Origin of the sequence: Streptomyces sp., from assembly GCF_035644915.1 — a bacterium.
Lineage (GTDB): Bacteria > Actinomycetota > Actinomycetes > Streptomycetales > Streptomycetaceae > Streptomyces.
Map to the genome: position 1 here is coordinate 1 of NZ_DASQNP010000173.1, position 26,214 is coordinate 26,214.

Annotated in this window: 21 protein-coding genes; 13 read left to right on the forward strand and 8 right to left on the reverse strand. The window is 74.2% G+C overall.

Annotated elements, in window-relative coordinates; translation table 11 throughout:
* The 4 genes from VE546_RS19110 to VE546_RS19125 form a co-directional block, all read right to left on the reverse strand.
* Positions 1-1,257: LCP family protein (locus VE546_RS19110; protein WP_324923940.1), on the reverse strand; the 1,257-nt coding region annotated here is incomplete at its 3' end.
* Between the two features lie 55 nt (positions 1,258-1,312).
* Positions 1,313-3,109: an LCP family protein gene (locus tag VE546_RS19115; RefSeq protein WP_324923942.1), complete on the reverse strand. Its 1,797-nt coding sequence runs from the start codon at positions 3,107-3,109 to the stop codon at positions 1,313-1,315.
* Positions 3,110-3,342: 233 nt separating this feature from the next.
* The gene (locus VE546_RS19120; protein ID WP_414720525.1) at positions 3,343-4,614 is read right to left on the reverse strand and encodes an LCP family protein; all 1,272 of its coding nucleotides are present in this window, start codon (positions 4,612-4,614) and stop codon (positions 3,343-3,345) included.
* Between the two features lie 193 nt (positions 4,615-4,807).
* Positions 4,808-5,590: a TIGR03089 family protein gene (locus VE546_RS19125; RefSeq protein ID WP_324923946.1), complete on the reverse strand. Its 783-nt coding sequence runs from the start codon at positions 5,588-5,590 to the stop codon at positions 4,808-4,810.
* Between the two features lie 128 nt (positions 5,591-5,718).
* Here VE546_RS19125 and VE546_RS19130 point away from each other — a divergent pair, with 128 nt between their 5' ends.
* The 3 genes from VE546_RS19130 (at position 5,719) to VE546_RS19140 (ending at position 9,303) form a co-directional block, all read left to right on the forward strand.
* Entirely contained in the window at positions 5,719-7,200 is a 1,482-nt protein-coding gene (locus VE546_RS19130; RefSeq protein ID WP_324923947.1) for a peptidoglycan recognition protein, read from the forward strand.
* Positions 7,201-7,279: 79 nt separating this feature from the next.
* The gene (locus tag VE546_RS19135) at positions 7,280-8,362 is read left to right on the forward strand and encodes an NDP-sugar synthase (RefSeq protein WP_324923949.1); all 1,083 of its coding nucleotides are present in this window, start codon (positions 7,280-7,282) and stop codon (positions 8,360-8,362) included.
* Positions 8,363-8,376: 14 nt separating this feature from the next.
* On the forward strand, positions 8,377-9,303 hold the full coding sequence (locus VE546_RS19140) for a DNA-3-methyladenine glycosylase 2 family protein (protein ID WP_324923951.1): 927 nt from the start codon (positions 8,377-8,379) through the stop codon (positions 9,301-9,303).
* 76 nt (positions 9,304-9,379) lie between these two features.
* On the opposite strand, the gene VE546_RS19145 is transcribed toward VE546_RS19140, so the two are convergent.
* The 3 genes from VE546_RS19145 to VE546_RS19155 all read right to left on the reverse strand — a co-directional run bounded on the left by VE546_RS19145 (position 9,380) and on the right by VE546_RS19155 (position 12,324).
* Entirely contained in the window at positions 9,380-10,738 is a 1,359-nt protein-coding gene (locus VE546_RS19145) for a coenzyme F420-0:L-glutamate ligase (protein ID WP_324923953.1), read from the reverse strand.
* Positions 10,735-11,697 carry a 2-phospho-L-lactate transferase gene (gene cofD / locus VE546_RS19150; protein ID WP_324923955.1) on the reverse strand — a complete coding sequence of 321 codons (963 nt, stop codon included), beginning with the start codon at positions 11,695-11,697 and terminating at the stop codon, positions 10,735-10,737. Before cofD ends, VE546_RS19145 begins: the two co-directional genes overlap by 4 nt.
* 114 nt (positions 11,698-11,811) lie before the next feature.
* On the reverse strand, positions 11,812-12,324 hold the full coding sequence (locus VE546_RS19155; RefSeq protein ID WP_324923957.1) for a cysteine dioxygenase family protein: 513 nt from the start codon (positions 12,322-12,324) through the stop codon (positions 11,812-11,814).
* 670 nt (positions 12,325-12,994) lie between these two features.
* On the opposite strand from VE546_RS19155, the gene VE546_RS19160 reads away from it, so the two are divergent.
* From VE546_RS19160 to VE546_RS19170, 3 genes are all read left to right on the forward strand, one after another.
* Positions 12,995-13,258: a WhiB family transcriptional regulator gene (locus VE546_RS19160; RefSeq protein ID WP_003950432.1), complete on the forward strand. Its 264-nt coding sequence runs from the start codon at positions 12,995-12,997 to the stop codon at positions 13,256-13,258.
* A gap of 388 nt (positions 13,259-13,646) precedes the next feature.
* A complete protein-coding gene (locus VE546_RS19165; protein WP_324923959.1) occupies positions 13,647-17,435 on the forward strand; it encodes a glycosyltransferase family 2 protein in 3,789 nt (1,262 codons plus the stop codon).
* Positions 17,432-18,961, forward strand: a complete 1,530-nt coding sequence (locus VE546_RS19170; RefSeq protein ID WP_324923961.1) for a DUF5719 family protein — start codon at positions 17,432-17,434, stop codon at positions 18,959-18,961. Before VE546_RS19165 ends, VE546_RS19170 begins: the two co-directional genes overlap by 4 nt.
* Positions 18,962-18,996: 35 nt before the next feature.
* Here VE546_RS19170 and VE546_RS19175 read toward each other — a convergent pair whose 3' ends face one another.
* Positions 18,997-19,473 carry a metallopeptidase family protein gene (locus VE546_RS19175; RefSeq protein WP_414720526.1) on the reverse strand — a complete coding sequence of 159 codons (477 nt, stop codon included), beginning with the start codon at positions 19,471-19,473 and terminating at the stop codon, positions 18,997-18,999.
* A 355-nt stretch (positions 19,474-19,828) separates the two neighbouring features.
* Here VE546_RS19175 and VE546_RS19180 point away from each other — a divergent pair, with 355 nt between their 5' ends.
* From VE546_RS19180 to VE546_RS19210, 7 genes are all read left to right on the forward strand, one after another.
* Positions 19,829-20,218 (forward strand): DUF3499 domain-containing protein, encoded by a 390-nt coding sequence (locus tag VE546_RS19180; protein ID WP_324923965.1) that lies wholly within the window; start codon positions 19,829-19,831, stop codon positions 20,216-20,218.
* Positions 20,219-20,270: 52 nt separating this feature from the next.
* Positions 20,271-21,632: a phosphomannomutase/phosphoglucomutase gene (locus VE546_RS19185; protein ID WP_324923967.1), complete on the forward strand. Its 1,362-nt coding sequence runs from the start codon at positions 20,271-20,273 to the stop codon at positions 21,630-21,632.
* 202 nt (positions 21,633-21,834) lie between these two features.
* Positions 21,835-22,005: a Trm112 family protein gene (locus VE546_RS19190; protein ID WP_324923969.1), complete on the forward strand. Its 171-nt coding sequence runs from the start codon at positions 21,835-21,837 to the stop codon at positions 22,003-22,005.
* A gap of 27 nt (positions 22,006-22,032) precedes the next feature.
* Entirely contained in the window at positions 22,033-23,202 is a 1,170-nt protein-coding gene (locus tag VE546_RS19195) for an SIS domain-containing protein (protein WP_324923971.1), read from the forward strand.
* A gap of 124 nt (positions 23,203-23,326) precedes the next feature.
* A complete protein-coding gene (gene manA, locus VE546_RS19200; protein WP_324923973.1) occupies positions 23,327-24,553 on the forward strand; it encodes a mannose-6-phosphate isomerase, class I in 1,227 nt (408 codons plus the stop codon).
* 67 nt (positions 24,554-24,620) lie between these two features.
* On the forward strand, positions 24,621-25,592 hold the full coding sequence (locus VE546_RS19205; protein ID WP_324923975.1) for a cation diffusion facilitator family transporter: 972 nt from the start codon (positions 24,621-24,623) through the stop codon (positions 25,590-25,592).
* Between the two features lie 360 nt (positions 25,593-25,952).
* Positions 25,953-26,214: adenosylhomocysteinase (locus VE546_RS19210; protein WP_324923977.1), on the forward strand; the 262-nt coding region annotated here is incomplete at its 3' end.

Consider the following 26,214-nt stretch of genomic DNA (forward strand, 5'->3'; position numbering starts at 1 on the left):
CGCCTTCGGCTTGCGGTCCTTGCCGTCGAGCGCGACGTCGTCGCGGATGAGCGAGAACACCCGCTCGGCGTCGCCGGGCTTGGGCACCACGTACTCGCCGCCGTCGGAGTACTCCCACGGCATGGTGGCCATGGTGATCCGGTCGGTGGGGACCTGCTTGAGCTCGTTCGCCAGGTCGTAGAGGTCCTTGACGGTGTCGATGCCCTCGTCGACGGTGAGGGCCTTGGTGGCCGCCTCGGCAAGGGACCGCAGCTTGCCCGGATCGGTGAGCTTGGTGCCCGCCTTGAGCTGGCGCACCATCGAGTTCATGTACATGTGCTGGGCCTTGGCCCGGCCGATGTCCGAACCGTCCTCGAAACCGTGCCGGGTGCGCAGCCACTGCAGGGCCTGCTCGCCGGTGACGGTGGTGGTCCCCTTCTCCAGGCGGAGGCCCGACCGCCGGTCGTGGACGTTGGCGTCCACGCAGACGGGGACGCCGCCGATGGCGTCGGCCATGTCCACCACACCCGCGAAGTCGATCATCATGAAGTGATCGATCGGGATGCCGGTCAGTTCCATCCAGGTGGCGACTGTGCAGCCCGGACCGCCGTGCTGGAGACTGGAGTTGATCTTGTCGACGCTCTGGGGGTAGACCGTGCCGTCCTCGGGGTCGGTGCACTCGGGGATGGTGACCTTGGTGTCCCGGGGGATGCTGAGCACCGACATGCTGTTGCGGTCGGCCGAGAGGTGGAGCAGCATCTGCACGTCGGCGAGGGGCTTGCGGTCCGCATCGTCCCGGGCGCCGCCGAGCTCGACGTTCCGCTGAGAGCCGCGGCTGTCGGAGCCTAGTAGCAGGATGTTGACGGGGGATCGGCCGACGGCGTCCGTGCCGTGCCGGAGCTGCTTGCCGCCGAGGTTGAGGGGCTTCCTGGTGAGTTTGCCGTTGAGGTGCTCGTAGTAGAGGTAGCCGGCGCCCGCCGTACCGAGGATCAGCATCGACAGGCCGAGGGCCGTCCAGCGCAGCACCCGCTTGCCGCGGCGCGGGATCCGGGGCCGGTCGCGCCGCGAACCGTCTGGGTCCTGGAGACCCTTGGGGCCGCGTCCATTCCGGGACGCGGGGGCCGCTGGGCGGTCGGAGCCGGCGCTTTCGCCCGCGGGTGCGTCGGCGTCCGTGCCGTCCCCCTCCGGCCCGTCGTACAGGCTGTCGTTCCAGCCGAAGTCCTCTGCCCGGGGAGCGCGCCCGCGCGCCCCCTCACCCCGTACGGCGCTGTGCCCCAACGGGTTTTCCTCCCCCATGTCGTTCAGTCGGCGCCGAGGGCGCGGTGTACGGGCCTCACCCTGCGCATATCTGCTTGTCGGCTTCCATCTGCGGGATGCCCTCCGGCGCCTTCGTCGGGGCGGCGATGGGAACTCCGGCTCCCTCGAAATCGGCGCCCAGCGTCAGGGTCATCGGCTCCAGCGGCTCAGCGTCCTCGGTGCCCTGCTTCAGGGCGGAGGCGGGCAGGCCCATGAGGTCCGCGAGCTTGCGGGCCTGGTCGGCCTGGTTGGGCGCGAACTCCAGGGTTGTCTTGGCGATCTTCTTCGGCGCGTTGCCGCCGTTGCTGGACTTCAGCACGCCCTGGGAGTTCTGCAGCCAGGTGAGCGTCGTCTGGGCGGCCCCGGCGGTGTCCCCGCCGTTGAGGACCTCGACCCGCACATCGGATGCCGCGGCCCGCTCGCCTTTGAGTAGCGCCTCCTGCTCCTTCTTGGCCTTGTCCTTGGCGGCCTTCTCCTTCTTCTCCACCTCGGTTAGGGAGACGTCGTTCTGCAGCATCGAGAACAGCGGACGCGCCTTGGCTTCGTCGAGGACGACGGTGGCCTTGACGATCTCCGCGGGGTTGTCTTTCACCGGCAGGGTGACGAAGGAGATGTTCTTGGTGTTGATCCCGCTGATTTCCTGACCGAACTGGGTCAGTTTCTTGATGGTGCCTATGCCGGTGTCCACCGTCAGCGCCTTGGTGACGGCCTCGGCCAGTTTCCACATCTTGCCGGGGTCGGTGAGGGTGTCGTTGGACTTGAGCTTGCGGATCATCGAACTCAGGAACTGTTGCTGGACTTTGATGCGGTCCAAGTCGCTGCTGTTGCCGAAGCTCTTCCGGGTACGGACGAAGGCCAGGGCGTCCTCGCCCATGATGGTGCTCTTGCCCGCGGGCAGGTCCAGATGGGACTTGGGGTCCTTGACGGGTTTCTCCAGGCAGACCTCGACGCCGCCGATCGCGGTGGTCAGCGTCTTGACGGCGTTGAAGTCGGCCATCATGAAGTGGTGAACGTCCAGGCCCGTCAGTTCCTTGACGGTCCGCATGGTGCAGCCCGGGTCGCGGCCCTCCTGTCCGAGGCTGTTGTTGAACCGGGTGCCCGGCGTGCCCGGAATGATCTCGGTGGAGCCATCCTCCTGCTTGGTGGGGCAGTCGGGGATGTCGGTGATCAGGTCCCGGGGGATGCTCAGGACGGTCGCGTTGGTGCGGTCCGCGGCGACGTGGAAGAGGAATGTGGTGTCGGCGTGGCCGCCGCTGCCGTTGTCCCCGTAGCCCTCGTTGCCCTTGCCGGTGCGCTTGTCGGTGCCGATCAGCAGGATGTTGATGGGGCCGTCGGTGCCGAAGCCGCCGTTGCCCGCGTTGCCGACGTCGATGGTGCTGAGGTTGCCGTTGAAGTGGTCGTAGAGGTAGTAGGCGGCGGCCGAGGTGCCGACGATCAGGAAGGCCGTCACGCCGCCGGTCCACACCAGCGCCCTGTTCTTCCGGGACTTCTTCGGCTTGGCCTTGCGCCGGCCGGCCGCCCGGCCGCCCGGCCCGCCGCCCGTCGGCCCGCCGCCCGCGGGGGCCTCCGCTCCCCGCCGCCTGCGCTGCCGGGGCACCTCGCCGCGGGGGGAGGCCGCCCGCCGGTTCCCGGCCCGCGAGCCGGCCCGGGAACCGGGACGGGGAGCGGCGGAGCCGGACGGGGAGGGCGACGCGGAGGAGGCGGGGGACGAGGAGGCAGCCGGTCGCGTTCCGGGGGAGGACGGTCGCAGTCTGTAGTCACCGGTCTCCGGGTCGAACACCCACTGGTCTGCGGGGTCGATGTCCCCCGCCCGCCCACGGCTTTGCGCGTCCACGGTTGCCTGAGTCCTCCGTCGATGCCACGCAGCGCCCTCCCTCTCGGGCGTCAAGGCGCTTGGTCAGTCATCATCGCGGTGCGCAGCGGCCTGGGCGAACGCACCGGATTGCTCACACTATCTGCCACAGTCCAGCGTCGAGCACCCCCGTTGGCAAGTTCCCTTCTCCGTCAAACGGGCATTCCCGCCCATTCCTTGTGCGGGGAGGTGTGCTGTTTCTCTCCCCGGCATGCTCACCCACACAGATTTCCGGTCATGTCTCCGGACGCGGGCGTCGCCCCCGGGGAGGGCGAGCCGGTCGGCTCGGGCAGCCCGGTCCCGGCCTCCAGCGCCGTGGCCCCGGTCGCCGACAGCCTGGTCGCGGCGTCCGGCACGGCGGTCGGCACGGCGTCCGGCGAGGCCTGTGCGCCTCCGGTCCCCGCGTCCGGGGCGGCGGACCCGTCCTTGTCCTCCGCGGGGAATTCCGGCACCGGCCGGTCGTCGCGGAGCGCCTCGAACAGCCGGTCGGCGTCGGGCCGCACCAGCTCGTCGCGGTTGGGGTCGAGGGCGTACGGCTGCCGGGGCGCGGTCATGAACCGCACCCGGTCCGCGGGGATGTCGCGCACGCTGTTCGCCAGGGCGTAGAGCTCGGTGAGGGAGTCCAGCCCGGGGTCGGCGGTGAGCGACGACGTCACCGCGTCCAGCACCGGGTAGAGCTCGGCCGGGTTGGTCAGGATGCCCTCGTCGTGCACCTTCCGCACCAGCGAGGCGAGGAACTCCTGCTGCCGGGCCATCCGCTGGGTGTCGCTGCCGTCGCCGATGCCCTTGCGGGTGCGGACGTAGCCGAGCGCCTGCTCGCCGTCGAGCGTCTGGCGGCCCGCGTCCAGGGTGAGCTGGGCGTCGGGGTCGTCCACGGGCTCGGCGAGGCACACCTCGACGCCGCCGACGGCGTCCACCAGCCTCTTGAAGCCGGTGAAGTCCACCACCAGGTGGTGGTCGATGCGGATGCCGGTCAGCTTCTCGACCGTACGGATCGTGCAGCCCGCGCCGCCCATCTGGAAGGCCCAGTTGAACTGCGTGAACTGGGCGCGGGTGGTCGTGCCGTCCGGCCGGGAGCACTCGGGGACGTCCACCATCAGGTCGCGCGGGATCGACACCCCGGTGGCGCCGGAGCGGTCGGCGGACAGGTGCAGCAGGATCGTGGTGTCCGAGCGCTGGGTGCCGCTGTCGCGGCCGTACTCGCCGTTGTCGCCGCCGCGGTCGTCGGAGCCGATGAGGAGGATGTTCCTCGCCTCGTGCACGACCGTCCGGGGGCGCTCGCGCTCGAAGCGCCGCAACTGGTTGACGGTCTCGACGTCCGTGCGGATGTTGCCGTCGAGCTTGTTGTAGAGAGTCCAGACCGCCCCGGCCGCCGCCAGCACGGCGACCGACGCGCCCAGCGCCGTCCAGCGCAGCCAGCGGCGACGGGGCCGGAGCGGAAGGCCGGCCGGGTGCGCACCCTCAGGTTCGGTCACGTCTGTGTTCATCCCTCGCGCGATCGTCGGCGCGTACGCGCACAGGCGTGCGGTCGCCGGTCTCCTGTACAGACACGTGACGGGCGCGTGTGGTTGTACGGAGGGTGCGGGAAAACCGTCCGCGCGACCGGAGGCCGGGCGGTTCCGCCCCGAAGCGGCGGAATGTCCCCTCGTGTGGCGCCCGGGTGGGGAGCGCCGTGGCGGCTCACCCGGCGGTGTGGGTGACGCGCTCGCTCTTCTTCCGCTCCGTCAGCGCCGACGCGTCCAGCCGGTCGGAGTGGCGGCACAGCACGACCGAGCCGCCGGTGGCCAGCGGGGCGAACAGCCCGGCCGAGACCCCCTCCCAGGTGTCGTACGGCAGCACCGACAGCAGGCGCGAGCCGGGGCCGAGCCCGCGTGCCCCGGCGTCCGCGCGGGCGCGCTCGACGATCTGCGCCCCGGTCAGCTCCTCGCCGCCGACGACCAGCGCGGGCGCGTCCGGGTCGACGGGGGAGTACGGGGTGAAGTGGTCGCCCTGGCCCGGCACCTCGACCGCGTAGTCGGTGAAGCCGTCCGGCGGCTGCGGGAAGCGGGCGCCCAGGGGGCGCAGGCTGAGCGCGACGCGCTCGCCGGAGCAGGCGCGGGCCGCCTCCAGCGTGTCCGGGCCGCTGACGACGAGGTCGGCGGCGGAGGCGGTGGCGGAGACGGCGGCGGGATCGGCGGAGCTGCCGGGCAGTTCGGCGACGACCCCGGTGGAGGAGCAGGCGAGCAGCCAGACCGCGGTCTGCCAGTGCGCGGGCAGCAGCAGGGCCAGGCGGTCGCCGGGCTCGGCGGACAGCTCGTCCTGCAGGAGGTTGGCCGTCTTCGCCACCCAATTGGCGAGGGTGGCGACGGAGAGTTCGACGCGCTCGCCGGTGGCGTCGTCGTAGAAGGTCACCAGCGGACGGGCGGCGTCTGCGGCGAGCGCGGATCGCAGCAGGTCGGCGGGGGTGCGGTCGGTGGTGTTCATCGACGCCAGGGTACGCGGGCCGCCCGTCCCCCAGGGGGCCTGGCGGGGGTTGGTGAGGAGCGCTCAGCGCGACACCCCATCAACTTACCGTTCGACAGGATTATTGCCTTATGTCCACTATCTGATTTATGCGTGCATTCATTGCGTCCTCGATCGGCGTCGCGTGCGCGGCGGCCGCGGTGCTGCCGCTGACCTCGCCCACCGGCGCGGCGGCCACGGCACCGGCGGCCCCCGCGTCCGCCCCCGTCCCCGTGACGGCTCCCCGGCTGCCGGGGAGCACCCAGTCACTGCCGCTCGTACCGCTCGCCCCGCCCACCACGACCCCCGCGACCACCGCCCCCGGCTCGTCCGGCTCCTCCGGCGACGGGGTGCCCCTCGGCCTTCCGGCGCGCGACGTCGAGCCCTTCTCGCTGCTCGGCGTGGTGTGGGACGACCCGGAGGAGGAACTGCACGGACGGATCCAGGTGCGCACCCGGGCCGTGGACACCGGCGCCTGGTCCCCCTGGCAGGAGCTGGAGCCCCACGCCGACAGCCCCGACCCCGCCTCGGCCGAGGGCCGGGGCCGCGGACTGCGCGGGGCCACGGCCCCGCTGTGGGTCGGCGACTCCGACGGCGTACAGGCCCGTGTGCTGCCCGAGGAGGGCGACGGCTCCGACGACTCCGGCGACGGGCCGGGACTGCCCAGGGGGCTGCGCCTGGACCTGGTCGACCCCGGTGACGCCCCTGCCGACGACCCCACCCCCCAGGCCCGTGCCAGCAGCGAGGCCAACGCCCGGCTCGCCCCGGTGGGCGCCCACGAGATCCCGGCCCTGGACCAGGAGGCGTCCCAGGGCGACCTGGAAGCGGTGGACGCCGCGCCGGAGGCCGCGACGGACACCCCGGACGCCCCGGACGCCGCGGACGCCCCGGACACCGGCGGAAACACCGACGGGGGCAGCGGCGACCTGATGAGCGCGGCCTCCGGGCAGGGCATCGTCCGGACCGGCGCGCTGACCGCCGACACCCTCGCCCCCATCGGACCGCGCCCGGCCATCGTCACCCGCAGGGGCTGGGGGGCCGACGAGCGGCTGCGCGGCCCGTTCCTCTACACCAAGACGGTCAAGGTCGCCTTCGTCCACCACACGGCGATGAGCAACAACTACTCCTGCTCACAGGCCCCCTCGCTCATCCGGGGCATCTACCGCTACCACGTCAAGAGCAACGGCTGGCGGGACGTCGGCTACAACTTCTTCGTCGACAAGTGCGGCAAGATCTACGAGGGCCGCGCCGGGGGCGTGGCCCGACCGGTGATGGGCGCCCACACCTACGGCTTCAACGCCAACAGCACGGGCATCGCGGTCCTCGGCTCGTACAGCACCACCAAGCCCTCCGCGGCGGTGGTCAACGCCCTCTCCCGCCTGGTGGCGTGGAAGCTCGGGCTGCACGGCGTGAACCCCAGGGGCACCGTGACCGTGACCTCCGGCGGCGGCAAGTACCCCAAGGGCACGAAGGTCGGGCTGCGCACCGTCTCCGGACACCGCGACGGCGCCCAGACCAGTTGCCCGGGCGACCGGCTCTACCGCGAGCTGGGCACCGTCCGGGAGCGCGCCGCCCGCCTGCAGGGCAGGTAGCCCCGGCCGTGCCGGGCGGTCCGGCCTACACTGGCCCGGCCACCCGGCACGGTCCCCAGCAGGAAGCAGAGACGAACCGGTGAAAGAAGCGATCCTCCTCGTCGGGGGCAAGGGCACCCGGCTGCGGCCGCTGACGGTGCACACGCCCAAGCCGATGGTCCCGGCCGCGGGAGTTCCCTTCCTCACCCACCAACTGGCCCGCCTCCGCGCGGCCGGCGTCGAGCACGTCGTGCTCGCCACCTCCTACCTCGCGGAGGTCTTCGAGCCCCACTTCGGCGACGGCTCGGCCCTGGGCCTCCACCTGGAGTACGTCACCGAGGAGGAGCCGCTGGGCACCGGCGGCGCCATCCGCAACGTCGCCCCCCGGCTCCGCTCCGGCCCCGGCGACCCGGTGCTGGTCCTCAACGGCGACATCCTCACCGGCCTCGACATCCGCGCCCTGCTGGCGGTGCACACCACCTCCGGCGCCGACGTCTCCCTGCACCTGACCCGGGTGGCGGACCCGCGCGCCTACGGCCTGGTCCCCACGGACGACGACGGCCGGGTGACGGCCTTCCTGGAGAAGCCCCAGACCCCCGAGGAGATCGTCACCGACCAGATCAACGCGGGCGCGTACGTCTTCGACCGGTCCGTGATCGACACCATCCCCGCCGACCGCCCGGTCTCCGTCGAACGCGAGACCTTCCCCGGACTGCTGGCCGACGGCGCCCACCTCCAGGGCATGGTCGACTCCACCTACTGGCTCGACCTGGGCACCCCGCAGGCGTTCGTCCGCGGCTCGGCCGACCTGGTGCTCGGCCGCGCGCCCTCCCCGGCCGTCCCCGGCCGCCGGGGCGAGCGGCTGGTGCTGGAGGGCGCCGACGTCGCCCCCGACGCCAAGCTGACCGGCGGCACGGTGGTCGGCGCGGGCGCGGTGGTCGGCTCCGGGGCGCGCGTGCACGGCAGCACGCTCCTGGACGGCGCGGTGGTCGGCTCCGACGCCCGCGTCCACGACTCGCTGGTCGGCGCGGGCGCGCGGATAGGCGCCCGTACGGTCCTGGACGGCGCGGTCGTCGGCGACGGCGCCGTGGTCGGCGAGGACAACGAGCTGTGCGGCGGCATCCGGGTGTGGTGCGACGCCGAGCTCGCCCCGGGAACCGTCCGCTTCTCCCCGGACCGCTGAGGGGAGCCGGTGCCGTGCCCGTCCGCCGCTGGAGTCCGCCGCAGCCGTACGGACCGCACGACCTGCACCGCAACCTGCGGGTGCTCCAGCGCGGCGCGTACGACCCCGCGTACCGGGTGGCCGGCGGCGCCGTCTGGCGGGCCACCCGCACCCCGTGCGGGCCGGCCACGCTGTGCCTCGCGCCGGACGCGGGCGCGGGCGAGGTGGTGGCCGAGGCGTGGGGGCCGGGCGCCGAGTGGGCGCTCGACCGCGTACCGTCCCTGCTCGGCGCCGACGACGACCCGTCGGCCTTCGTCCCCCGCCACCGGCTCGTCGCGGAGGCCCACCGCCGCCACCCCGGGCTGCGGCTGGTCCGCACCGGCCTGGTGCTGGAGTCGCTGATCCCCTCGATCCTGGAGCAGAAGGTCACCACCGAGGAGGCGTACCGCGCCTGGCGGCGGCTGCTGCGGCGCTACGGCGAGCCCGCGCCGGGCCCGGCCGGGCGGCTCCCCGAGCCGATGCGGGTGATGCCCGAGCCGCGCACCTGGGCGCAGATCCCCTCCTGGGAGTGGCACCGGGCGGGCGTGGACCACAAGCACTCCTCGACGATCCTGCGGGCGGTCGCCCGCGCCCGCCGCCTGCAGGAGGCGGCGCACATGGACCTGGCGGCGGCCACCGCCCGCCTGACGGCGATCCCCGGCATCGGCCCGTGGACGGCGGCCGAGACCCTCCAGCGCACCAACGGGGCGGCGGACGCGGTGACGGTCGGGGACCTGCACCTGCCGAGGACCGTGGTCTACGCGCTCACTGGCGCGCGGGACGGCGACGACGCGCGGATGCTGGAGCTGCTCGCCCCCTACGCCGGCCAGCGCCACCGCGCCACCCGGCTGATCCTGACCACGGGGCGCACCCCGCCCCGCCGCGCGCCCCGCTTCCCGCGCGTCGACATCGCGCGCCTGTGAGCCGCCGCCCGCCGCCCGGACCCCGCCGGTGACGTCCCCTCAAACGAGTGACACCCCTTCGGCGGATGACGTCCCCTCAGCGGACGACGACGAAGGCGTCGGCCGGCCGCGGCGGCCGCGGCCTGGGCGGGGCCGCCGCACGGCCGATGGCCACCGCGCCCATCGGATCCCAGTCGGCGGGCAGGCCCAGCACCTCGCGCACCACGTCCCGGCAGAACATCGTCGAGGACACCCACGCCGACCCCAGGCCCTCACCGGCCAGGGCGACCAGGAAGTTCTGCACCCCGGCCCCGGCCGCGACCACGAACATCTCGCGCTCGGCGGCCGACCGCCGCGCGTCCGGATAGGCGTGCGCCCCGTCGGTCACCAGGCACGGCACCGCCAGGTACGGCGCGTTGCGCAGCACGTCGCCGCGCCGCACCCGCTTGGCGATGCTCTCCTCGCTCTTCCCGTCCCGGCGCAGGTCGGCCACCCAGGCGTCGCGCATCGCGTCCAGCAGCCGGGTGCGGGACTCCGCCGACTCCAGCAGGACGAAGCGCCACGGCGTGGTGTGGTGCGGCGCCGGGGCCGTGACCGCCGCCGCCACCGCCCGCCGCACCGCCGCGCCGTCCACCGGCTCGCCGGTGAACTCCCGGACGGTGCGCCGCAGCGTCACCGCCTCCCGTACGGCCTCCGAGGTGCCCAGGCGGAACATGTCGTCGGCCGCGTCGCGCACCAGGGAACGGGCTCCGGCCGCCTCCTCCCCGCCGTCCCCGGCCGCCACGTGCCGGGCCAGGCCCCGCACCACCGCGACCGGCAGCCCGTCGGCCTTGCCCTTCACCAGCTCGCCGGCCCCGGCGAGCTCGTCGCCGACCGCCGTGACCGTCACGCCCAGCGGGTTGCCGTACATGTCGGTGCCGCCGCGCAGGTCCTCCAGGACCCGGACTCCCGCGGCGCCGATCGCCACGTCGGTCTGGCCCTCGCGCCACGGCCGCCCGAAGGTGTCGGTCACCACCACCCCGACCGTCACGCCCAGCGCCGTCCGCAGCCCGTCGCGGATGCGGCGCGCGGAGGCGTCCGGGTCCTCGGGCAGCAGCAGCACCGTGCCGGCGGGGGTGTTGGAGGCGTCGACCCCGGCCGCGGCCATCACGAAGCCGTGCCTGCTCTCCACGATCCGCGCCGGCCCGCGCCGGGCGACCACGCGCACGGTCTCGGCGTCGATGGCGGCCTCCCGGTCGTCCGCCCGCACCACCCGGCCCTCGGCCTTGCTCACGATCTTCGACGTGACCACCACCACGTCCCCGTCCGCCAGCCCGGGCAGGCCGGGCGCGGTGGCGGCGTCCGCGATGAGCTTCACCAGGTCGTCACCGGGCCGCACCTCGGGAATCCCGGGCAGCGCCCACACCCGGTACGCCGGGACGTCCGCCGGGACCGTCTCCTCCGCGACGTCCGTCACACCCGCACCTCCCCGGCGAGCGCCAGCGCCTCGCCGGCCATCCGGGCGGCGGCGTCGACGTCGGTCATCATCAGCGGCACGGCACGGCAGCGGATGCCCGCGGCCTCGACCTCGGGCACGGCGCCGGCGTCCGCGGTGTCCACCAGCCAGCCGTCCAGCAGCCCCGGCCCGTAGTGCCTGGCCACGGCCGCGGCGGTGGTCTCCACGCCGACGGCGGCCAGCATCTTGTCGGCCATCCCGCGCACCGGGGCGCCCCCGACGATGGGGGACAGGCCCACCACCGGCACCCCGGCGTCGGCGATCGCCTCGCGGATGCCGGGCACGGCGAGGATCGTGCCGATGCTGACCACCGGGTTGGACGGCGGGAAGAGGACGACGTCGGCCCCGGCGATGGCGTCCAGCACGCCCGGCGCCGGCTTGGCCTGCTCGGCGCCCACCGGCACCACGGCCTGCGCGGGCACGGACGCCCGCAGCCGCACCCAGTACTCCTGGAAGTGCACCGCCCTGCGGCCGCCGTCCTCGGTCTCGATCACCACATGGGTCTCGACCCGGTCGTCGGTCATCGGCAGCAGCCGCACGCCCGGCTTCCAGCGCGCGCACAGCGCCTCGGTGACGGCGCTGAGCGGGTAGCCCGCGCCGATCATCTGGGTGCGGACGATGTGCGTGGCGAAGTCGCGGTCGCCCAGGCCGAACCAGTCCGGCCCGACGCCGTACGCCGCCAGCTCCTCCTTCACCGTGAAGGTCTCGTCCGCGCGGCCCCAGCCCTGCTCCTCGTGGATGCCGCCCCCGAGGGTGTACATCACCGTGTCGAGGTCCGGGCAGACCTTGAGGCCGAAGAGGTGGATGTCGTCCCCGGTGTTGCCGATGACCGTGATCTCGGCGTCGGGCACGGCCGACTTGAGTCCACGCAGGAAGCGGGCACCACCGATGCCCCCGGCCAGAACCACAATGCGCTGCATGCCAGACAGTCTCTCAGCCGGAGGCTGTCCTCTGGGGGTGGAGGTCGGGCGGCGGGAGGGCCTCTCGGCCGGAGGCTGTCCTCTGGGGGCGGAGGGGACTTCCCGGAACGGGACTCAGGGGACGGCCGGGGCGGTCTCCTCCCGGTCCGCCGGGGAGCACGCGAGGGCGTGCGGGGAGTGCATCGGCATCTCGGTGAGGCCGGGGAAGTAGACGTGCAGGCTCACGGCCGGTTCGAGGGCGTCGTTGACGACCTCGTGCACGTAGCCGGGGGCGAAGACCCGCTGTGCCCCGGGGCCGAGCGTCCGCTTGCCGCTCGCGCTCCGCTCGGTCAGCTCGCCGTCGAGGACGGTGAGCACCCCGGAGGAGGGGCCGTGGTCGTGGAGTCCGCTGCCCTGGCCGGGGACCCAGCTCAGCAGCCAGACCTCGTAGCCGGGGCCGGTGCGCAGCCGGTGGTACCAGCGGGTGGTGGCGTCGTACCGCACCAGCGGGGCCCAGCCGGCGCGGTCGGCCGCGATCGTACGGGCGAGGCCGGCGAAGCCGGCGACGGTGGTGGGGTGGGCGGGGACGGGCGGCAGGAGATGCGGGACGGCGAGCGGGTCGCCGGCGATCTCGACGTCGCTGTTCACGGTCGGGAGTTCCTCGGAGGGGAAGAGCGAAACGGGGAGGGGCCCGGCGGGACCGGAACCGGAAGCGGAGCCGGGAGGGCCGGGAGGGGAAGGAGCAGGTGATGGCGAGGCGGGAGAGAAGGCCTCAGCGACAGCAACAGCGACAGTGAATCTGGGCAGCGCGAAGGGCCCCGCGGAGGCGGGCCGGGCTGAACGCGCGAATCGCTGGCATGACACCAAGAAGACCGGGTAAAGCGTCACGCTGTCAACCGGATGGCCCGTTTGGCGAGTGTGTTTCACCACATCCGGTTGCCGGGGCGGTGAAAGGTTTATGCGGGCCGAGAGCGGACAGACGGCGCACCATCCGCACACACGAGTGGCGTTGCGGATCTGTGATCCAAATGTGATCATTCTCGCCTCGGTGCATGCGGGGCAACGCGGTCGGACCCGGTCGCGTCCTCCTTGGCGGGGGAGGAGCGACTGAGTGAGATGTCCGATCTGCGTGTCGTACTTTGTGCCGATTTAAACACATAATGCTATGGCTTGGTTCCGCAGAGTGAATAACGGGCCCAATAGCAGATCTCGGCTTGACTCGGGTGGATGCACACACTTGTAATTTCACTCGTGTCGTTCGGCTGGGATCGATAACGACAGCATCACGGGGACGTAAAGACAGACGAGGGGCGCGCGCATGACCGAGCTGTTCGAACAACTGCTGGTCGAAGAGGCGGACGAGGAGCTCGGCTGGCAGGAGCGCGCGTTGTGCGCCCAGACCGATCCCGAGTCGTTCTTCCCGGAGAAGGGCGGCTCGACGCGGGAGGCGAAGAAGGTCTGCCTCGCGTGCGAGGTCCGCTCCGAGTGCCTGGAGTACGCCCTCGCCAACGACGAACGCTTCGGCATCTGGGGCGGCCTGTCCGAGCGTGAGCGCCGCCGCCTGAAGAAGGCCGCCGTCTGACCGGTGCCCGGCGCGGCCGCCGGTTCCCCCGCCGCCGGCGGACCGCCGGACCGTCAGAACCGTTTCCCCGGCCGTCCGGCCGGCCGCCCCTCCTCCCGGCCGCTTCGGCCGCCGGCGACCGACCGCCCGGCAAGCGGTGCGGAACGCCACACGATTCCCACCATCCCCGGTCCGCCTCCCGCCCCAGTGCGCGGGAGGCGGACCGCTGTTCGGAAGGGCGTCCCCCAGGACCCCGAACGGCGGGGGACGTTGAGCCATTAGTGTGGGGGGCCGTCCGCGACGCGGCCGCCGCCCGTGCGGCATCCGCGTCCAGCTCAGTCCGCAGCAGTCCGAGCAGCAGCCTTCCGGGGGGCGACCCCCGGACCCCGGCCGGAGGGCCCCTACCCCGATGTCCGTGCACAGCCACCCGGCGGCCCAGTACGAGGCGGCCGCAGAAGCGTTCGCCTCACCCCAGCAGGCGTCCGCCCCCAGCCAGGCACCCGAGTTCCCGCGGCACGTCGTCACCGCCGTGCTCGTCTCCCACGACGGCGAGCGCTGGCTGCCCGACGTGCTGGCCGGACTCGCCGGCCAGGAACGGCCGGTGCAGAACGTCATCGCCGCCGACACCGGCAGCGCGGACGACTCCGCCCGGCTGCTCACCGAGGCGTTCGGCCCCGACCGCGTCCTGCACCTCGCCCGCCGCACCGGATTCGGCGCGGCCGTCGACGAGGCGGTCCGCACCGCGCCCGTCCTGGGGCCCGACGACCTGCCGTACCTCAAGCGGCCCAGCGGCTGGGACCCGGTCACCCGCACCTGGCGGGACGACGCGTACGACATGCCCGAACTGCCCCACGGCGAACCGGTCCAGTGGCTGTGGCTGCTGCACGACGACAGCGCGCCCGAGCCGGACGCCCTCGCCGAACTGCTGCGGGTCGCCGACTCCAGCCGCTCGGCCGCCGTCGTCGGGCCCAAGCTGCGCAGTTGGTACAACCGCCGCCAGTTGCTGGAGGTCGGCGTCTCCATAGCCAACAGCGGACGCCGCTGGACCGGCCTGGACCGGCGCGAGCAGGACCAGGGCCAGTACGACCAGGTGCGGCAGGTGCTGTCCGTCTCCACCGCCGGCATGCTCATACGCCGCGACGTCTTCGAACAGCTCGGCGGCTTCGACCGCCGCCTGCCGCTGATGCGCGACGACGTGGACCTGTGCTGGCGCGCCCAGGCGGCCGGGCACCGGGTGCTCGTCGCGCCGGACGCCGTCCTGCGGCACGCCGAGGCCGCCTCCCGCGAGCGGCGGCCCATCGACTGCGCCGGGCGCTCGGTGGCCGGCCCGCACCGGGTGGACAAGGCGGGCGCGGTCTACACGCTGCTGGTCAACACGCCCGGCAAGCTGCTGCCCTGGGTCCTGCTGCGCCTGGTCCTGGGCACCCTGCTGCGGATGGCCGCCTACCTGGTCGGCAAGGTGCCCGGACAGGCGCTCGACGAGGTCACCGGGCTCCTCGGCGTCCTGCTGCGCCCCGGCCTCGTCATGGCCGCCCGGCGCAGGCGCGGCAGACCCGTCGTCAGCCACTCCGACCTGCGCCCCCTCTTCCCGCCGCCCGGCGCGACCGTACGGGCCACCGTCGAACAGGTCGCGGGCAACTTCGCCGGCCGCTCCGACCCCGACTCCTCCTCCGGCGGACGGCACGGCGCCGTCGAGTCCGGTCCCGGCGACGAGGACGCCGACTTCCTGGACGTCGAACAGTTCGCCCGGCTGAAGCGGATCGCCCGCAGGCCGGCGCCCGTGCTCTTCGCCGTCCTCCTCGTCGCCTCCCTGGTGGCCTGCCGCGCCCTGCTGGGCGGCGGCGCGCTGGCGGGCGGCGCCCTGCTGCCCGCGCCCGCGGAGGCCGCCGACCTGTGGGCGCGCCACCTGGAGTCCTGGCAGCCGGTCGGGGTGGGCGGCACCGAGTCCGCGCCGCCGTACCTGGCGATCCTGGCCACGCTCGCCACCGTCTTCCTCGGCAGCACCGGGTTCACCCTCACGCTGCTGCTGGTCTGCTCGGTGCCGCTGGCCGGACTCACCGCCTACTTCGCCTCCCGGCCGCTGGTCACCTCCCGGCTGCTGCGCGCCTGGGGCAGCATCGCCTACGCCTTCCTCCCCGCCGTCACCGGAGCCCTGGCCGGCGGCCGGATCGGCACCGCCGTCCTCGCCGTCACCCTGCCGCTGATGGCCCGTGCGGCGGTCGCGGCCGCCGGACTGCGGCAGGGCGGCGACGCCAAGCCCGGCTGGCGGCCGGCGTGGGCCTGCGCGCTGCTGCTCACCGTCACCACCGCCTTCACCCCCGTGATCTGGCCGATCGCCGCCGTGCTCGCGCTGGCCGTCCTGGGCCTGCGGGCCCGGCAGGGCGCCCACGCGGCGGCGTACGCGGTCCGCGCCGCCGTGCTGCTGGCGGTCCCGGTGGTGCTGCTCGCGCCGTGGTCCCTGGAACTGTTCACCAGCCCCTCGGCCTTCCTCCGCGAGGCCGGGCTGCCGTACGGCGAGGGCACCGCCTCCGCCGTCGACCTGCTGGCCCTCAACCCCGGCGGGCCGGGCACCGTGGGCGGCGTGCTGTTCGCCGGCGTGGTGCTGGCCGCGCTCGCCGCGCTGCTGCGCGCCGAGCGGCGGACGGCGATCCTCTCCGCCTGGACCGCCGCCCTGACCGGCCTGCTCTTCGCCGCGCTCACCGGCGGCTCCGGCTGGGCCGGTCCCGCCACCCTCGTCTACGGGCTGGCGCTGCTGGCCGCCGCCGCGGTCGGCGCCGAGGGCGCGCGCGGCCGGGTCGCCGCGCAGAGCTTCGGCTGGCGGCAGCCGGTCGCCGCGCTCATCGCCGCCGCGGCCGCCGCGGCACCGCTGGTGGCCGCCGTCGGCTGGATGGTGAGCGGCGCGGACGGGCCGCTGACGCGGCGCAGCCCGGTGCAGGTGCCGGCGTTCGTCGCGGAGGAGAGCGCCACCCGGGACCGGCCGCGCACCCTCGTCCTCGACGGGGAGGACGGCACCGGGAACACCGTGTCCGCCGGGCCGTCCCGGGTCTCGTACACCCTCGTCCGCGGCTCCGGCGCCCGGCTGGGCGACGGCGACCTGGCCCGCGCGATCGGGGGCGACCGGCGGCTGGACGAGGTGGTCGGCAACCTGGTCGCGGGCTCCGGCGCCGACCAGACCAGGCAGCTCGGCGGCTACGCCGTCCGCTACGTCCTGGTGCGCGACGGCGCCCCCCGGGAGATGAGCCGAGTGCTGGACGCGACGCCGGGCCTGACCCGGCTGAGCAAGCAGGACGGCGGCGCGCTGTGGCGGGTGGACGCCCAGGTCGCCCGGATCACCGTCGTCCCCGGCGGATCGCGGGAGGCGGCGCCCGGCGGCACGGCGGCCGAGCCGGTGACCGTCGCGGCCGGACCGGTCGAGGCCCACGCCGACGTCCCCGCCGGGCCCGCCGGACGGGTGCTGCGGATCGCCGACGCGGCGGACCCGGGCTGGCAGGCCACGCTGGACGGGCGCCCGCTCGAGCCGGTCACCGTGGACGGCTGGGCGCAGGGCTTCGAGCTGCCCGCCGAGGGCGGCCGGCTCGACCTGACGTACGAGACCCCGGCGACGCACACCGGCTGGGTGTGGGCGCAGGGCCTGCTGGGCCTGGTCGTGCTGGTCATGGCGCTGCCGGGACGGCGCCGCGAGGTCGACGACGACCTGCCGGACGCGGCGGACGCGGAGACCGTGCCCGCCCAGCCGGTGGAGGGCGAGGGCCGCCGGGCCCGCAGGCTGCGGGCGGCGCAGGAGGCCGCTGCCGCGGCCGGGACGCCCGAGCCCCGGCCCGAGCCCCAGTCCCAGCCGGAGCAGCCGCAGCCCGAGCCGGAACTCCAGCCCCAGGCCCAGGCCCCGTACGCGCCCCAGCAGCAGGGCCACGGCGGCTGGGACGGCACGTACGACCAGACCGGAGGGGACCGGCCCCCGTACGACGGCCAGTACGACGGTCAGTACGGAGCCCAGTACGGCACCCAGTACGACGGTCACTACGGCGGCCAGGAGGGCTACGGCGGTTACCAGGGCGGTTACGGCCAAGACGGTTACGGCCAGGAGGGCTACGGCTACGACGGCGGCCGGAACGGCGCCCAGGACGGCGCCCAGGACGGCCACGGCTACGGCACCCAGCAGGACGGCACCACGTACGGCAACAGGAGCGACCGCCCATGAACCGCACCGCCTACTCCCTGATCGGCGTGGCCACCGCGCTGGCCGCCGTCACCGGCGTCGCCGCACTGACCGCACCGTCCGGCGAGCCCGCCGCTCCCGCGTCCGCGGCCCGGCTCCCCGTGGAGCGCTCCACGCTGCTGTGCCCGCAGCCGACCTCCTCGGAGATCGGCGAGACCACGTACACCGCCTTCACGCCCAAGGGCGGTGCCGAGCGCACCTCCGCCGGGAAGGGCACGGCCGAGCTGCTGCCGGCCGCGAGCACCCTGGAGGGCGGCGGCCAGAACACGGGCGAGGGCGGTGCGAAGCCCGAGCCGGTCGCGCCGCTGCGCGAGCCCGGCACACCGGTCACCGTCGACACCGACCGCACCGGGGCCCCCGCGCTCACCGGCTCGGCGGACGGCCGTCTCGCCCCCGGCTGGACGGTCCAGCAGACCACCCTCGTCACGGCGGGCACCGGCCGCGGGCTGCTGGGCCTGTCCTGCACCGCGCCCGACACCGAGTTCTGGTTCCCCGGCGCGAGCACCGCCGACGAGCGCCACGACTACATCCACCTCACCAACCCCGACGACAGCCCGGCCGTGGTCGACCTCGAGCTGTACGGCAAGGAGGGCTCGGTGCGGACCGACAGCGGCCAGGGCATCAACGTCCCCGCCCGCTCCACGGTCCCCGTGCTGCTCTCCACGCTCTCGCGGGAACCGGTCACCAACGTGGTCCTCCACGTCGTGGCGCGCACCGGCCGGATCGGCGCCCAGGTGCAGTCGCTGGACGAGGGCCTCGGCGGGGACTGGCTGACCGCCTCCGCCGACTCCCGCGGCAGCCTGGTGCTGCCCGGCATCCCGGCCGACGCCACCGCCGCGCGTCTGGTCGTCTTCGCGCCCGGCGAGGAGGACGCCGACCTGAAGGTGCAACTGGCCACCCCCACGGGCACGATCACCCCGGCCGGCCAGGAGACCCTCCACGTCAGGAGCGGGACGACCGTCGCCGTGGACCTCGGCGACGTCACCAGGGGCGAGCCGGGCTCGCTGGTGCTGAGCCCGGCCGAGAAGGGCCGGGAGGCCCGGGTGGTGGCGGCGCTGCGGGTGCTGCGCGGCAAGGGCACCCAGCAGGAGATGGCGTTCGTCCCCGCCGCCGAGCCGATCCGGGAGCGGGCCTCCGCCGTCGGCAGCGACGCCGAGGCGGCGGGCGACGAGAGCGTGGGGACGGTGCTGTCGCTGGTGGCGCCGGAGGAGACCGCGAAGGTGCGGGTGACGGCCTCGGCGGGCAGCGGCGGCGGCGAGCCGGTCAGCAGGACGTACACCCTCAAGGGCGGCACCACCACGGCCGTGGACGACCTGCGGCCGGAGGGCGGCAAGGGGCGGTACGCGCTCACCGTCGAGCGGCTGTCGGGCGGCGCGGTGTACGCGGCGCGGACGCTGACGGTGTCGGAGGACGGCATTCCGATGTTCACCGTGCAGACGCTCCCGGACGACCGGGGGACGGTGTCGGTGCCCGAGGCCGGGCAGGACCTGTCCGTCCTGGTCGACTGAACCTGACCGGCCGGGGCCGCCCCGCCCCGGCCGGCTCAGTCCTGCCCGTACCGGGGGTCGATCGACTCCGGGGCCAGCCCGAGGAGCCCGGCGACCTGCTCGACGACGACCTCGTGGACGAGCAGCGCCCGGTCGTCGCGCGTCTTGGAGCGCAGCTCGATGGGGCGCCGGTAGACGATCACGCGGTCGGGACGGCCGTCCCGCGCCGCCGCGTACCGGCCGAGCGGCACGCTCTCCGGGCCGTCGCCCCAGATGCCGTCCCAGCCGTCGGCGCCGTCCTCCGCCGGGTGGGCGGGTGGCACCTCCTGCACGACGAACTCCACCCCGGCCAGTTGCGGCCACTGTCTCTCCAGCCGGTCCGCGGAGTCGCGCACCAGATCGTCGAAGGCGTCGGCGCGACTCATGGCGAGGGGCACCTGGGGCGGTGCGATGGGGCCGCGCATGCCGCGTCCATGGCGGTCCCGGCGGCGGGGCCGGGGGTCGGGGCGGCGAGGCGGTACGGGGTTGCTCATCATCTTGAGAGTAGCCCTCCGGGGACGGCCGAAGACCCGCGATGACGGGACGTGCTCCCGTGCGTCGTTCCGCACGTGGCGGCGTCCGGAACCGGGTGTCGACGGTTGATCGACTCCGTTTTTTCGAGGCGCGGTTTCGGTCATCTCTTCGATCGATGATCGCTCCTCGATGACGGTATCCGAACGAAGTGATAACGGGCCCAATGTCCCCCCGCCAACCGGACTTTTCCGTCATTCGGCAGGTCAGCCCGGGCGTCGCCATCCCGCGCGGTGCCGGTGGAGCCATACGACACAACCGGGTGACCTCCCGGAGAGTCGTCGCGGCCCGCTCAAGAGTGCGGTACCGTCCAACGTCGTGAGCCCTGTACGTCGCTGTTCGCGCACCGCGTGCGGCCGCCCTGCCGTGGCGACGCTGACGTACGTCTACGCGGACTCGACCGCCGTTCTCGGCCCCCTGGCCACCTACGCCGAGCCCCACTGCTACGACCTGTGCTCGGAGCACTCGGAGCGGCTGACCGCCCCGCGCGGCTGGGAGGTCGTCCGCCTCGCCGTGGACACCGGCCCCGCGCGACCCAGCGGGGACGACCTGGAAGCCCTGGCCAACGCCGTGCGCGAGGCCGCCCGCACCCCCCGGCGCAGGACCGCCCCCGCCGAGCCGCCCCCTCCCGGCGGCCCGCGCGAACAGGACCTGATGGAGGTGGCCAGACGCGGCCACCTGCGGGTGCTGCGTTCGCCCGAGAACTGATCCATCCCCGTTACATTTGGGCCGTCACCAGATACTCCAGAAGGGGTGGACTGTGCCTGACCTGTCACAGCTCGTGAAGGCGTACGACGTACGTGGTGTGGTGCCCGACCAGTGGGACGAAACCCTCGCCGAACTGTTCGGCGCCGCTTTCGTGCAGGTCACAGGCGCGAGCGCGATCGTCGTCGGACACGACATGCGCCCCTCCTCGCCGGGCCTGTCCCGGGCCTTCGCACAGGGAGCGGCCGCCCGCGGCGCCGATGTCACCGAGATCGGCCTCTGCTCGACCGACCAGCTCTACTTCGCCAGCGGTCATCTGGACCTGCCGGGCGCGATGTTCACCGCCAGCCACAACCCCGCCCGCTACAACGGCATCAAGATGTGCCGGGCGGGCGCCGCCCCGGTCGGCCAGGACACCGGCCTGGCCGAGATCCGCGCCCTGGTGGAGGAGTGGTCGGCCGCCGGCGCCCCGGAGCCGGTGGAGGACCGGGGGACGATCAGCCGGCGGGACGTCCTGACCGACTACGCCGACCACCTGCGCTCCCTGGTGGACCTCACCGGCATCCGCCCCCTGAAGGTCGTCGTGGACGCGGGCAACGGCATGGGCGGTCACACCGTGCCGACGGTCCTGAGGGACCTGCCGGTCGAGCTGGACGCGATGTACTTCGAACTCGACGGCACCTTCCCCAACCACGAGGCCAACCCGCTGGATCCGGCCAACATCGTCGACCTCCAGGCCCGGGTGCGGGAGACGGGCGCCGACATCGGACTGGCCTTCGACGGCGACGCCGACCGCTGCTTCGTGGTCGACGAGCGGGGCGAACCGGTCTCGCCGTCGGCGATCACCGCCCTGGTCGCCGCCCGCGAACTGGCCAAGCACCCCGGCTCCACGGTGATCCACAACTGCATCACCTCCTGGTCGGTCCCCGAGGTCGTCAGGGAGTCCGGCGGCACCCCCGTGCGCACCCGCGTGGGCCACTCCTTCATCAAGGCGGAGATGGCGCGCACCGGCGCGATCTTCGGCGGCGAACACTCGGCGCACTACTACTTCCGCGACTTCTGGAACGCCGACACCGGCATGCTCGCCGCCCTCCACGTCCTGGCCGCGCTCGGCGGCCAGGAGGGCACCCTGTCGGAGCTGGTCGCGCAGTACGACCGCTACGCCGCCTCCGGCGAGATCAACAGCACCGTCGACGACCAGGCCGGCCGCGCCGCCGCCGTCAAGGCCGCGTACTCCGGCCGCGCCGGGCTGGAGCTGGACGAGCTGGACGGCCTGACGGTCACCGCGCCCGGCGACTGGTGGTTCAACCTCCGCCCCTCCAACACCGAGCCGCTGCTGCGCCTGAACGTCGAGGCCCGCGACGCGGAGACGGTCGCCAAGGTCCGCGACGAGGTCCTGGCCATCGTCCGCGGCTGACCCGCGGCTGATCCGCGCCCCACGGTGCCCGGTGCGGGGCCCGGCGAACGGCCGCCGGGCCCCGCACCGCGCTGCCCGCCACCCCTTCCGCAAGCGCGCGCCGCACCCGCGCCGTTCCGCATCCGGGCACCCGCCTGTGGCGCGCGACCCCCCGGCGGTACGCTGACCGCACGACCGCACTGCCCCGAAGGGACGACACCCCATGCCGCTCGAAGCCGGCCTCCTGGAGATCCTCGCCTGCCCGGCATGCCACGCCCCCCTCCGCGAGGAGGGCGACGAACTGGTCTGCGGCGGCGCCGAGTGCGGGCTCGCCTACCCCATCCGCGACGGCATCCCCGTCCTGCTCGTCGACGAGGCGCGCCGTCCTGCCTGACCGCCCCGGCGACCTGAGAGGCCGCACATGCTGGACGAGACCCTGCTCGACGCCCCCGAAGCCCTGGCCGGCGCCGACACCCACGGCCTGCTGCGCGGCGCGGCCCAGGCCGGCGCCCGGGTCCGCACGGCCGTCCGGCACGCCACCGAGGCGGGCCTGACCGAGCTGCGCCCCGACGGCCGCCCCCGCGCCATCCTCGTCGCGGGCACCGGCCCCGCCGTCTCCTGCGTCGCCGACCTCCTCGGGGCCTTCGGCAACGGCGCCGTCCCCGTCTCGCTGCTCCGCCCCGCCGGCCCCCTCGCCGACCCCGGCGCCCTGCGCTGGACGCTGCCCGGCTGGGCCGGTCCGCTGGACCTGTTGCTGCTCGCCACCCCCGACGGCACCGAGGCGGGTCTGGCCGCACTCGTCGAACAGGCGTACCGCCGGGGCTGCACCGTGGTCTCCGTCAGCCCCTCCGGAACCCCGCTGACCGGGGCGACCGCCCAGGCCCGCGGTCTCGCGGTGCCCCTCGCGGCGGTACCGGGCGAGGCGTACGAGGGCCCCGACCCCCGCGACGCGTACGAGCAGCCGCGCCCGGCCCCGCCCGCCGCCCCCGGCGTCCTGTGGGCCATGCTCACCCCGCTCCTCGCCCTGGCCGACCGGCTCGGCCTGGCCGCCGCCGAGCCCACCGGCCTCCAGGCCCTCGCCGACCGGCTGGACCGGGTCGCCGAACGCTGCGGCCCCGCCGCCGCCACCTACGGCAACCCCGCCAAGACCCTGGCCGCCGAACTCTCCGGCGCGCTCCCGCTGCTGTGGAGCGAGGGCGCCGTCGCGGGCGCCGCGGCCCGCCACTGCGCCACCACCCTCACCGCGCTCGCCGGCCGTCCGGCGCTGACGGCCGAACTGCCGGAGGCGATGACCGCGCACGGCGCGCTGCTCGACGGCGCGCTGGCGGGCGACGACACCGACGACTTCTTCCGGGACCGGGTGGAGGAACCGGAGCCGCTGCGCCCCCGGATCGTCCTGCTGCGCGAGGGCGCCCCGGCGGGGGAGTCCGCCACCGTCGCCGCCCGCGACCTGGCGTACGGCCACGGCACCCCGATCAGCGAGCTGGAGCCGGCCGAGGGCAGCAGCCGGCTGGAGACCGCCGCCGAACTGCTGGCCACCCTGGACTTCACCGCCGTCTACCTCGCGCTCGCCGGCGGCCGGCGGCCGTGACGCAGGAAGCGTGGCACCGGCAGGCCATGACGGCCGCGACACCGGAAGAAGCCCGGAAGAAGCCGTGACAGGAGAGCCGCGAGACCGGCGCGCCGGCCCGGCACAAGGACCAAGGACATCCCGCATGGACCTCCTCGCGAACACCGTGCGCCCCTACGCCTGGGGCTCCACCACCGCCATCCCCGAACTGCTCGGCACCGAGCCGACCGGTGAGCCGCAGGCCGAACTGTGGATGGGGGCCCACCCGGGCGCGCCGTCCCGGATCGACCGCGGCGGCGGGGAGACGGCCCTGTCGCAGGTGATCGAGGCCGACCCCGAGGGCGAACTGGGCGCGGCGACCGTACGGGCCTTCGGGCCCCGGCTGCCGTTCCTGCTGAAGGTGCTGGCCGCCGCCTCGCCGCTGTCGCTCCAGGTGCACCCCGACCTCGCGCAGGCCGGGGAGGGATTCGCCGACGAGGAGGAGCGCGGCGTCCCGATCGACGCCCCGCACCGCAACTACAAGGACGCCAACCACAAGCCCGAACTCATCTGCGCCCTCACCCCCTTCACCGGCCTGTGCGGCTTCCGCCGCCCCGCGGAGACCGCCGCGCTGCTGGAGGCGCTGGACGTCGACGCGCTCAAGCCGTACGCCGACATCCTGCGGGCCCGTCCCGAGGACGAGGCGCTGAGCGAGGTGCTGACCGCCGTCCTGTCGGCCGACCGGCAGGCGGTGGCCGAGACCGTCGCCGCGGCGGCCGGGGCGGCCCGCCGCCTGGGCGCCGGCGGCGGGCCCGGCGCCGAGGCGTACGCCGCGTACGCCGGCATCGCGGACCACTACCCCGGCGACCCGGGCGTCCTGGCCGCGATGCTGCTCAACGTCGTCCGCCTGGAGCCCGGGGAGGCCCTGTACCTGGGCGCCGGCGTCCCGCACGCCTACTTGGAGGGCCTGGGCGTCGAGATCATGGCCAACTCCGACAACGTGCTGCGCTGCGGCCTGACCCCCAAGCACGTGGACGTGCCCGAACTGCTGCGCGTCGTCCGCTTCGAGCCGACCGCGCCGCAGGTGCTGCGGCCGGAGGCGGCGCCCGGCGGCGAGGAGGTGTACGCGGCACCCGTCGAGGAGTTCCGCCTCTCCCGGTACGTCCTGACCCCGGATGATGCATCCCGCACCCTGGACGGAGGCGCCCCGCAGATCCTGCTGTGCACGGACGGGGAGATCACCCTGCGGGAAACGGGGCACACGGAAGGGCGGAGCGCCGACGACGGGGGCGGGCTGACCCTCGCCCGCGGTCGCTCGGCCTTCGTACGGGCGAGCGACCGCGTCACCGTCTCCGGCGGCGGTACGCTCTTCCGCGCGACCGTGGCCGTGTAGCCGCGGCCCGGACCCAGACCGAACGAACCGCTGTCCCTCGCTGTCACCCCAGGAGAGTCACCCTTCCATGAGTGCATCAGGCGGAACCAAGGCGATCGTCGCCGCGCTGGGCGCCAACCTGTCCATCGCCGTGGCCAAGTTCGTGGCGTTCGCCTTCAGCGGCTCCTCGTCGATGCTCGCGGAGGGCGTCCACTCCGTCGCCGACTCGGGCAACCAGGCGCTGCTGCTCCTCGGCCGCAAGAGGTCCGAGCGGGCGGCGAGCGAGGAGCACCCCTTCGGCTACGGCCGCGAGCGCTACATCTACGCCTTCCTCGTCTCCATCGTCCTGTTCACCGTCGGCGGCGTCTTCGCCCTCTACGAGGGGTACGAGAAGATCACGCACCCGCACGACCTCGACCACTGGTACTGGCCGGTGGGCGTCCTGGTCTTCGCGATCATCGCCGAGACGTTCTCCTTCCGCACCGCCATCAAGGAGTCCAACGAGGTCCGCGGCTCGCGGTCGTGGACGTCCTTCGTCCGACGGGCCAAGGCGCCCGAGCTGCCGGTCGTGCTGCTGGAGGACCTGGGCGCCCTGGTCGGCCTCATCCTGGCCCTGGGCGGCGTCGGGCTGGCGGTCCTGACCGGCGACCCGGTGTGGGACGGCATCGGCACCATGTGCATCGGCGTGCTGCTGGTGGCCATCGCGATCGTCCTCGCCGTCGAGACCAAGTCCCTGCTGCTGGGCGAGGCGGCGGAACCGGACGCCCTGGTCAGGATCCGTGAGGCGCTCGTCGACGGCGAGCGGGTCACCCGGATCATCCACATGCGCACGCTCCACCTCGGCCCGGAGGAGCTGCTGGTCGCCGCCAAGATCGCGGTGGAGAGCCACGAGTCGGCGGCGGAGGTCGCCCGGGCGATCGACGAGGCCGAGAAGCGGGTCCGCGAGGCGGTCCCGATCGCCCGCGTGATCTACCTGGAGCCGGACATCTACCGCGCGGACACCGTCGCCGGAGCCGACGAGGCCGCCGGGGAGGCCGCCGGGGAGGCCAGGACGCACTGAGCCGAGCGGACGCGGCGACACGGCGGGACGGGGCGGGGCACGAGCGGTGCCCGTGGCCGGAAACCTCCGGCGGCCCGTCCCGCTTTCCGCGCTGTCCCGACCGGGTGACGCGCCGAGCGTGTAAATTCGATGAGGCACAGACGTCGCTGCTGATGGCGGTCGGTCGGCCACGGGCCGGCCGAGGGAGAGAGGGCCTCCGACGGACTGCGCTGCGGTCAGGGGACACGTACGTCCGTACGGTGCGTACGAGCCGGTGGCACACGACGGCACGAGAGCCGTGTGCCCGCTTCGGCGCACCCGTCCGCTGCCGCAGACCAGCCAGCCGAACCACCTCGACCAACCTCCGAGGAGCAGCTCGCAATGACGACGACCGACACCGTCCGGGACTTCAAGGTCGCGGATCTGTCGCTGGCCGCCTTCGGCCGCAAGGAGATCACCCTCGCCGAGCACGAGATGCCCGGCCTGATGGCCCTCCGCCGGCAGTACGCCGACGCCCAGCCGCTGGCCGGGGCCCGGATCACCGGCTCGCTGCACATGACCGTGCAGACCGCGGTGCTGATCGAGACCCTGGTGGCGCTGGGCGCCCGGGTCCGCTGGGCCTCCTGCAACATCTTCTCCACCC

What these genes read in the sequence shown, in the direction of transcription:
- VE546_RS19175 (WP_414720526.1), bottom strand. Translation starts at nt 19,473, where the DNA reads ATGAGCAACCCCGTACCGCCTCGCCGCCCCGACCCCCGGCCCCGCCGC.
- VE546_RS19205 (WP_324923975.1), top strand. Translation starts at nt 24,621, where the DNA reads ATGAGTGCATCAGGCGGAACCAAGGCGATCGTCGCCGCGCTGGGCGCC.
- VE546_RS19190 (WP_324923969.1), top strand. Translation starts at nt 21,835, where the DNA reads ATGCCGCTCGAAGCCGGCCTCCTGGAGATCCTCGCCTGCCCGGCATGC.
- VE546_RS19160 (WP_003950432.1), top strand. Translation starts at nt 12,995, where the DNA reads ATGACCGAGCTGTTCGAACAACTGCTGGTCGAAGAGGCGGACGAGGAG.
- VE546_RS19165 (WP_324923959.1), top strand. Translation starts at nt 13,647, where the DNA reads ATGTCCGTGCACAGCCACCCGGCGGCCCAGTACGAGGCGGCCGCAGAA.
- VE546_RS19120 (WP_414720525.1), bottom strand. Translation starts at nt 4,614, where the DNA reads ATGAACACAGACGTGACCGAACCTGAGGGTGCGCACCCGGCCGGCCTT.
- manA (WP_324923973.1), top strand. Translation starts at nt 23,327, where the DNA reads ATGGACCTCCTCGCGAACACCGTGCGCCCCTACGCCTGGGGCTCCACC.
- VE546_RS19170 (WP_324923961.1), top strand. Translation starts at nt 17,432, where the DNA reads ATGAACCGCACCGCCTACTCCCTGATCGGCGTGGCCACCGCGCTGGCC.
- VE546_RS19195 (WP_324923971.1), top strand. Translation starts at nt 22,033, where the DNA reads ATGCTGGACGAGACCCTGCTCGACGCCCCCGAAGCCCTGGCCGGCGCC.
- cofD (WP_324923955.1), bottom strand. Translation starts at nt 11,697, where the DNA reads ATGCAGCGCATTGTGGTTCTGGCCGGGGGCATCGGTGGTGCCCGCTTC.
- VE546_RS19130 (WP_324923947.1), top strand. Translation starts at nt 5,719, where the DNA reads ATGCGTGCATTCATTGCGTCCTCGATCGGCGTCGCGTGCGCGGCGGCC.
- VE546_RS19125 (WP_324923946.1), bottom strand. Translation starts at nt 5,590, where the DNA reads ATGAACACCACCGACCGCACCCCCGCCGACCTGCTGCGATCCGCGCTC.